Origin of the sequence: Peptoniphilus harei (assembly GCF_900454685.1) — a bacterium.
GTDB classification, from domain to species: domain Bacteria; phylum Bacillota; class Clostridia; order Tissierellales; family Peptoniphilaceae; genus Peptoniphilus_A; species Peptoniphilus_A harei.
Window position 1 is genome coordinate 1,861,342 of the sequence record NZ_UATM01000032.1, and the last position, 9,124, is coordinate 1,870,465.

7 protein-coding genes and 2 pseudogenes are annotated in these 9,124 nt (G+C 29.4%); all 9 read right to left on the bottom strand.

Features of this window, described 5'->3' with window-relative positions; genetic code table 11:
• Positions 1-54: 54 nt before the first annotated feature.
• A complete protein-coding gene (locus DRZ96_RS10175; protein WP_022620611.1) occupies positions 55-858 on the bottom strand; it encodes a KilA-N domain-containing protein in 804 nt (267 codons plus the stop codon).
• A gap of 189 nt (positions 859-1,047) precedes the next feature.
• Entirely contained in the window at positions 1,048-2,568 is a 1,521-nt protein-coding gene (locus DRZ96_RS10180) for a recombinase family protein (protein ID WP_112890558.1), read from the bottom strand.
• Positions 2,561-4,249: a recombinase family protein gene (locus DRZ96_RS10185; RefSeq protein ID WP_236587181.1), complete on the bottom strand. Its 1,689-nt coding sequence runs from the start codon at positions 4,247-4,249 to the stop codon at positions 2,561-2,563. The genes DRZ96_RS10180 and DRZ96_RS10185 overlap by 8 nt, the downstream gene beginning before the upstream one ends.
• Positions 4,250-4,814: 565 nt before the next feature.
• Positions 4,815-5,411 (bottom strand): recombinase family protein, encoded by a 597-nt coding sequence (locus DRZ96_RS12535; RefSeq protein ID WP_256584865.1) that lies wholly within the window; start codon positions 5,409-5,411, stop codon positions 4,815-4,817.
• Positions 5,408-6,007: a recombinase family protein gene (locus DRZ96_RS12540; RefSeq protein WP_256584866.1), complete on the bottom strand. Its 600-nt coding sequence runs from the start codon at positions 6,005-6,007 to the stop codon at positions 5,408-5,410. Before DRZ96_RS12540 ends, DRZ96_RS12535 begins: the two co-directional genes overlap by 4 nt.
• 91 nt (positions 6,008-6,098) lie before the next feature.
• Positions 6,099-6,272: an aminoacyl-tRNA hydrolase gene (locus DRZ96_RS10195; protein ID WP_112890560.1), complete on the bottom strand. Its 174-nt coding sequence runs from the start codon at positions 6,270-6,272 to the stop codon at positions 6,099-6,101.
• Positions 6,273-6,688: 416 nt separating this feature from the next.
• Positions 6,689-7,099, bottom strand: a pseudogene (locus DRZ96_RS10200) (sigma factor-like helix-turn-helix DNA-binding protein).
• 236 nt (positions 7,100-7,335) lie between these two features.
• Positions 7,336-8,692, bottom strand: a pseudogene (locus DRZ96_RS10205) (MATE family efflux transporter).
• A 277-nt stretch (positions 8,693-8,969) separates the two neighbouring features.
• On the bottom strand, positions 8,970-9,110 hold the full coding sequence (locus DRZ96_RS12545) for an ATP-binding cassette domain-containing protein (RefSeq protein ID WP_457920608.1): 141 nt from the start codon (positions 9,108-9,110) through the stop codon (positions 8,970-8,972).
• Positions 9,111-9,124 lie beyond the last annotated feature (14 nt).

Here is a 9,124-nt window from a genome sequence, read left to right on the forward strand (position 1 = left end):
ATTGTTACATAAAATTAGACGATATTTCTATCGCCTAATTTATATACAAAACTTTTATTTTAACTTTTTTATACGTTCACTTTCTGTTAGAATCCTCATTTGTTCAATAGCAATTGCATTTAATTTTTCTATCCTTTCAGTTGCATCCATTCCCTCATTTATAAAAACAGCATTTAAGTTCTCAAGATTTGATAAACACACTAATTGTGATATATCAGCATAGTCTCTCATATTTCCTTTTAACTCCGGATTACTTTCACGCCATTCTTTTGCTGTCATTCCAAACAAAGCTACATTTAATATATCTGCTTCACTTGCATAGATATAGTTTATTCTTTCCTTTGATAATTTTTCAGGGACAAGATTATTCTTAATTGCATCTGTATGAATTTTGTAATTTATCTTAGCTAAATTCCTCTTGATATCCCAACCTAATTGTTTTTGTTCTTCTTCTTTTAAGCGCTCAAACTCTTTAATAAGATAGAGCTTAAAATAAGGTGATACCCACGACGCAAATTCAAAAGCTATGTCTTTATGTGCATATGTTCCACCATATCTTCCTGCTTTGGCAATAATTCCGATAGAATTCGTCTTATTGACCCATTGTTTAACCGATAAAATAAAACGATTAAAACCTGCTTCATTTTTAATTCCCTCGAATTCGGTGGAATTAAAATTCGCATTATACATTTCTTCCCATATTCCTAAAAATTCAATTGTATTTTTATTCCTTAGCCATTTTTCTATCAGTGCCACACCATTTTCAACATTTCTAACCATGTCGGTTAAAGAAATATAATCTCTATTATCTATGGCAATAATGCTAATTTCTGATCCTTCCACATTTATTTTAGACACAAAAATCACCTCACAATATCTCATTTTAACTATAATTATATCATTTTTTTGTTTGTTCCTAAATATTTACCCTATCAACTCATAGTAAACAGTACTATTTATTTCCGCAAATTTTCTCGTCATTATTTACATTTTGGCGTATTAAAATTAAAGTTGGCGAGATTATGAGTTACTTTTAATACTATCCATCTATATTTCTACAATTTCTATTTCTCCACTTCTTGATACAATTATCTTATCAATTTTATTGTCTAAATAAGCCTTCAATAAACTTTCTTCGTCTAAGACTGTAATATCCATTTCTTTCCTTGAATCAATCTTCTCTGACTTCAATTCTTCCAACTTACTCTCCAATAATATCTTTTTATCTTTGATAAAAGTTTTTTCCTTTAGATACTCCTCTTTCGAAATATTTTTCTTTTTATAGTTTTCATAGATGATTTGTAAATTGCTGTTTAATATGGATATTTCCTTTAAAATCTCTTCTTTTACATTCTTGTGTTCTATAACTTTCTCTTTATTTAATGTGTTTTGAATCTTAAAACCTTTTAATTTAGGTTTTATAAGTTCAATAATATCTTTCTCTTTGATATTGTTTGGTGTTTTCTCAGCTTTACATAAATTACAATAATAAATCTTATACTTGTATATTTTATCAGAATTCTTCTTTTGTCTACTGTCACATCGTAAACTCATATGTCTACCACATTCTTTACAAAAAATCTTATCAGAAAAAATAGAACGATTTTTATTTCCTGTATATCCCCCAAAACTTCTTTTTTCTTTTATTTTCTTAACCTTATCAAACACTTCTCTGGAAATAATAGCTTTATGGGTATTTGGAAGTATTTTCCACTCCTCTTCAGGAAGTAAAATTCTTTTTCTTCCACCTATTTTTGTTTCTTTGAATTTATTATATACATAATCTCCTGTATATAGTTCGTTCCTTGTAATCTGTGAGATAGCTGCATTTGTCCAAACTCTTTTCTTTACTTCACTTCCGGTAATTAAATTTCCAGTATAATCAGAAAGTTTCAGTTCTTCTTTTCGTTCAGAGCGTGTAATATAACCTTTTTCATTAAATATATTAGCCACTTGAATACACGAATATCCTTTTAGCAATAAATCAAAAGCTTCTTTAACTATAAAAGCTGTTTTTTCATCAATGATGATACTATGTTTATCTTTTGGATCTTTAATATATCCAAAAGGTGCTGCCCAATTTATATTTTTCCCCTGCGATTTAATTTGCCTAATAGAACCTCTTACCTTTTCAGATAATTCCTTACTGAATAAATCATAATACAATGTCTTAAACTGTGTATCTGTATCTAAGCCATTACCTTGTTCTTTTAAAGAATCATAGTTGTCATTAATAGCAATAAATCGTATTTTTAGAAATGGTAATATATTGCTTAAGTAATCCCCAAGCAAAATATAATCTCTTGAAAACCTAGACATATCTTTTACAATTATAGTTCCCACTTTACCACTCTTTATATCCTCAATAAGCCTTAAAAAGGAAGGTCTATTTGTATTAGTAGCAGAATATCCATCATCTACATATTCTTCTATTTCACAACTTTTTAAAGATGTTTCATTTTCAATGTAGCTTTTTATATAATCTCTTTGATTTGCTATACTTTCACTTTCATCCACTTTGTGATAATCTTCTTCAGAAAGTCTTAAATATATAGCTATCTTATTCATGCTCTACCTCCAACTGCTTTCCCACATCTTTATCAAGTTTAAACTTAAAATATATGGTAACCTGCTTATACTCTGATATTTCTATATGACTAATTAATGTATCGACCAATTCTTTATCAACTTCTATGCTTTTAGCATCCAAGCAGCAAAATAGTACATCTATAAATTCTATAATTTCTCTTTTTTTCTTTTTTATATTTCTTATTCTTTCAGCAAAAACTTTTAATTCATTTTTTAAGGTTTTTATTTGATTATTTATTTTTTTACTTTCTATTTTAAAATCACTTAAAAGAACCTCTCCTTTAACATAGTTTTCATATTGTTCTTGTAGATTGATCCTAAGAGAAGCAATCTTTTTATTATTTACATCTGTTTTTAGAGAAACTTGATTTATCTTTTCAGTACTTATATTTTCTAAATATATTTTTAGTCGTAATCTTTTATCCTTTTTATAAAAGCTTGAAAACAGTCTTTTAAAGGTATCTACTAAAATTTTGTCTAGGTCTGTTTCATATATTCTGACATGAGATTTTTCTAATTTTAATCTGTCTCCACCTTTACAATAATAGCAATAGCAAATCTCATCATGATATTTCAGTCCTCGTGGTCCATATTGTTTTTTCAAATTTCTACCACAAACACTGCATTGTATGAGGTCGTCATACTTTCCTTCTTTTTTATGATCTCTTTGAATTTTTACTCCAACATTTTCTTTTCCGTCTTTTATTATGTTTTTCAGTGAATGGTAAGGTAGATAGTTTTGTTTTTTCTCCTTTATCTCTCTGATATTTTCAAATGTAGTTTTGTCTATTAAACCTTCGTGGGTGTTCTCTGTTATAATCCACTCTTCTTTATCACGAAACTTACTTTTCCTACTTGGATCATGTCTATTTGAGTAAACTCTTTGAATCAAATTCCCAATATATACTTCATCAGAAAGCATTTTTGATATATAAGAAATATCCCATTGTCTTGTATCTTCTTTATCCTTAAAAATTTTACCTGTTCTTTTATATTCATCAGGTGTCGTATATGTTTTAGTCAATTCTCTTGCTATTTGCATATTGGATTCACCTTGACTTGCCATATAAAAGATAAGTCTTACTACATCTGCTGCCTTTTCGTCCATCATCAGAACTCTTTTTCCATCAATTTTATCAACCTTATAGCCATACGGAGCCATTGCTCCTATAAAAGACCCTTGTTTCATTTTTATTTCTTTGGAGGCTTTTATTTTCTTTGAAATATCTTTTGCGTATAAATCATTGAAGATATTTTTTACTGCTATTTCATAACTCTGTTCTGATTTTATACCGTCTTTAGTATCCAAATTATCATTTACGGAAATAAATCGAACTCCCAAAAATGGAAATACTTTTTCGATATAGTTTGCGATTTCTAAATACTCTCTACCAAACCTTGACATATCTTTTACTATGATACAATTTATCCTACCTGTTCGGATATCTTCCATCATTTCAATAAATGCAGGTCTTTTAAAATTTGTTCCAGAATATTCATAGTCCTTGTATACTCTTAAAATCTTTATATCTTTTTCTTTTGCAGCATTTATACAAAGTTCTTCCTGCATTTCAAGTGAATTACTTTTATCCCTGTAAGCTTCCTTTCTTTCCTGTGATAATCTAGCATAAATACCGGCAATGTATATTTTTTCAATCACTTTTCCAACTTCTGTTTCTGATTGTGATATATGCCTATTTTTGTTCTAGCCATAGCATACCTCACTTCAGCACTTACAAGACTTTTATTCATAACAGTGGGGATAGTTTTGACTTCCTGCTTATATCGATACTTTTCTTTTTTATGGTGTTAGATTTAATGTCAGACTTATCCATTTTTGTCATTTCTTCAAGTAAAGACAATTCTTCGGTATGATTAAACCTAACATCTATCGTTTTATCTTCAGAAATAAAAATTTTATCAATGAGCATCACAACAGACAATCTATCTATTTCCGATAAATTTTTATATTTGTTAATGTCGATGATCCAACTCTTATTTTGTCAATCTTCTCCTTAGTATATTCCTGTTTTTTCAATCTATACTCGATACTTTCATCTAATTTAGTCAGTTTCTCTGTATAGTTTTTTCTAAAAAGTTGATATTCTTCTTTACTAATAACATCTTCTTTCAGGTCAAGGTATAGGGAAGATAAGATTCTTCTGTCATTGCTTTTTCTCGTTTTAGTATAGGAATTTGATTGTCTTTCAAATTTTTATTTATATCTATACGCTGAACTTTAGAATATAGATTTCATTAAATTCAATGTAGGACTTCATTATTTTAGATACTGCTTTTATCAAGGTTTCTTCTTTTATGCTGTGTCTTGTGCAAGATTTTTCCTTGTTATACTTTGAACAGATATAGAATATCTCTTCTCTTTTTTTATACTTTACAGTCCTTCTAATCAAAGAACTTCCACATTCTTTACAAAAAAGCATTCCTGTAAAAATATCAATTTTGTCCTTTCCACGAGAATTATTCAAATCTCTTTTTAACATAGTATTTGCAATAGTAAAAACTTCTTTACTTATAATTGATTCATGGGTATTTTCTACTCTTATCCATTCTTCTTTCTCTTTTTCTATCTGCTTTTTATTTTTATAACTTAAAGTAACACTCTTTCCTTGTAAAGTATTTCCAATATATACTTCATTTTCTATAATTCTATTTACTGTCTTTGCTGACCAAGTTCCACCTTTTGTATTTTGAAATCCATTACACTTAAATCCTTGACTTTCTTTATATTTTCTTGGAGTTAAAACTCCTAAATGATTTAGTTCATCTGCAATTGCCTTTGAGGAATATCCCAAGAGTTTCATATCAAATATATTTTGATAATATCTGATATCTCTTTATCAATCACTAACTTGTTTTTATTCTCCTCAGACTTTTTATATCCATAAGGTGCAAAAGCACTGATAAAGTCTCCTTTTTCTCTTTTTATCTTTTGAGAGCTTTTTACCTTATTGGAAATATCTCGGCAATAACTGTCATTGATGAAGTTTTTTATAGGAAGTATAAGGTGTGTATCGTTTATATCTGCACTTTTACTATCGTAATTGTCATTTACTGATATAAATCTTATACCGTTTTCCGGAAATATTCTTTGAATATATTTTCCAGCTTCTATATAATCTCTTCCGAATCTTGATAAGTCCTTTACAATAATTGTATTGAACTTTCTATCATAGGCAGCCTTTATCATTTCTTTAAAATTGGGACGATCAAAATTTGCACCTGAATACCCATCATCCACATACTCTTTGACAATTGTAATTTGATTTTTTCTTGCATAAGAGTTTATAATTTCTCTTTGATTAGATATAGAGTTACTTTCTGTTTTTTCGCCATCTTCTTTTGATAATCTTAAATACATAACTGCCAAATTTTCTTTTGCTAAATTGTTTTTAAACATAAAAAAGCCTCCTTTAATTCAATTTACATACAATAAATCGAACCAAGGCTAGGCTTCCACAAAAATATTATAACGCTCCTTATATTTTCTGTCAGCCCCTAATAGACAGAAAATTTTCTTTGATGTATTCCTCTACTAAATTTTCTAAGCTAAATCCATTTTCATTAAATTTAACTTCTATATTCCAACCATCAATTTGATTTATCATCTGTTTATCTTTTTTATCTGTTTTCATTTCTGTATTTATATTATGTTCATCACACATAATATCTTCTCCTTATCTTCAATATTTTTAAGTTTTTGACATTAACAGGCGTGTAGGTCACGACATTGGAATTTCACCACCGCCCCTTTTCAAGATGAGCCGGCAACAACTGTAGAAGTATCATTATCCCCATTTGCTTCAATGCATCAATTTCCTAGGTTGAATATATAATTTCTTTTTGTCGCTCGTTTTCTTTTATCCTTCTTTTAAACTAGAGTATTTATTTAAACCGAAATCCTTATCAGCAGAAAAGTTATGGCGAAGAAATTATAAAGCTCCACAAATGGTTAATGTCCTGTCTTGGTCTATTCAGTTGTCAAGGTTCAAATTTCTATTAATTTCTTTTTTTATATAAAAGAGGACAAAATTCCCCTTCACTTTATAAAGGAAAATTTGCCCTCTTTGGTAACCATAATTTATAGTTCTTCTATAAATTTCTTTAGTTTTTCTAAAATTTTATCTCGTCTTTTAATTAAAGTTGGATGTGAGATATTTGAGTCTTCGCTACTGCACGAAGTGTTTCATCATTGAAATATAATCTTTCTATGATTTCCCGCTCATCCCTATTTAACTTTGACAAAGCACTTTTTAGTGCTTCAATCATCATTTGTGTAGCTACAACTTTTTCTACATCAACGTTTTTATCCTCTAAATTATCTTCGAAATTCCCATCATGATTTAGGGACGAAAAAAAAGAGCAAGTGGTTTTTCTTGTCCACCTGCTCTAAATATTTTTCATGTTCTCTTTCTTGCCAGTAGACTTTGTATATCTGCTCGCTTACTTTGATTTTTTGCCCACCGACATAAAGGTAATATTCTTTTGTCATTTATGTTTCCTCCATTCTTTTTGTCTTTATGTTTTCAGACAAAAAAAGGAGGACTCCTGCTCTTGGGCATGGTTAGTCCTCTAGAATGAAAAAAACTCTTTCTAATAGTAATTGTATTTAATTTTTTAACTGAGTTATCTAACTTGTAAATAGCGTAAACCAAAGAAAAAAGGTAAATGTACTTTAATTATATTTATTTGCATATTTCCCTCCATTCTTTTAAATAAACCCACTTATTATTCATTACTTGAATTTTTCAAACTAATTTTATCCATCCTATTTAATTCCCCAAACATCATTACTACACCAACTATTATCATAATTAAATCTACAAGGGTTCTGCAAACCATACTGCTTTAACTCCAAATATCATTGGTAAAATAATCATGGCAGGTATGAATAAAAATAACTGCCTTAGCATGACTATTATGCCAGCTTTTTTAGCGTTTCCTATTGATTGGAAGAATGTTATAGTCATTACCATTACTCCATATAGGATAAAGATAGAATAAATAGTCTAAAGTTCCCTATCCCTTGAGTTATAATACTTTCTTCTACTCCAAACAAAGAAAGAATATTCTTTGAAAATGCTAATGCTGGCACCCAAAATATTGATGCAAGAACTAACCCTCCGATAGAAAATACTTTCATAGCTTCTTTTACTCTATCGTATTTTTTCGCTCCAAAATTTGTACCAACTACAGGTTGTAAACCTTGACTCATTCCCCAAAGTGGAATGAATGAAAAGGCATATATTCTAAGTGTTGCTGCCATCAAGATAGCATTTGTATCTCCGCCATATTTAAATGACATTTTATATAGCATTGTTTGTTGAATCATAAATAAAATTTGCATCATCATAGCAGATGACCCTACGCCAAACATTTCTTTTTTTATTTCCTGATCAGGTTTGATTTTATTTATTTTTACTGCTTTACTTTTATATTTGAAGTAATGGAGTGTTATTATTGCTTGAACAAATTGTGCTGTAATAGTTGCAAGTGCAGCCCTTCAATTGCATATTTCCCATTAATTTCATTAGAATGGGATCAAGAATTATGTTTAAAAAAGCTCCTAGCCCATAATGAGCATTGCTTTTTTCATTAATCCTTCTCCACGCATAACCATGTTTGCTGATTGAGTAAAGTTTACAAATAAAGAACCAATAAAATTACTCGTAAATATCTGATACCATATTCTTTAATTTCTCCACTTGCTCCAACCATATCTAAAAAATGTGGTGCAAGTAAAATTCCGCCTATTGTAATAATTGATGAGAATAGAATAACCCAAAATATTAAATTCCCCATAATTTTATCAACTGTTTTTTGTCGCCCTTTCCTATAGCTCTTGATAAAACCGATGCTGAACCTACACCAATAAGTGTAGATACTCCACTATTAAAAAAGGTAAGTGGCATAGCTACACCACAAGCTGTCATTGCAGTTTGTCCTATAATATTTCCTGCAAAAATTCCATCCATTAGTGGATAAAGACCTATTACTATCATTCCTATTACAGCAGGGATAGATAATTGAAAAAGTAGGTCTATAGGTCTTTGCTTAATAATTGTTCTTTCATATCTTGTTTCATAAATCATCCTCCTTTTTTCATATTCTTAAAATCCAACCACTTGTAGGTTCGTCAAAATTAAGATTGATCTATTACTCAAATTTAAATCTTCCACTTTTCAGATTGTTTTCTGATTTCAATAAAATCCTTATTATTCCATGTTTTAGATGCAAGTTCACTATGTGTTCCTACTTGTTTATAACACCATCTTTTAAAACAACTATCTGATCTGCATTTTTACAGTAAAGCTTGTGTGCATTACAATAACGGTTTTGCCTTTAATAAGTTTTCAAAGCAATCAATAATTCTTTTCATTTTCTGGATCTACGCTTGAAGTTGCCTCATCAAGAACTACAAACCTACTCGGTTTTAACATGGCTCTTGCAATAGAAATTCGTTGACGCTCACCACCCGATAGATTTGAACCCCCTTCTTGCAAAACAGTTTCATAAG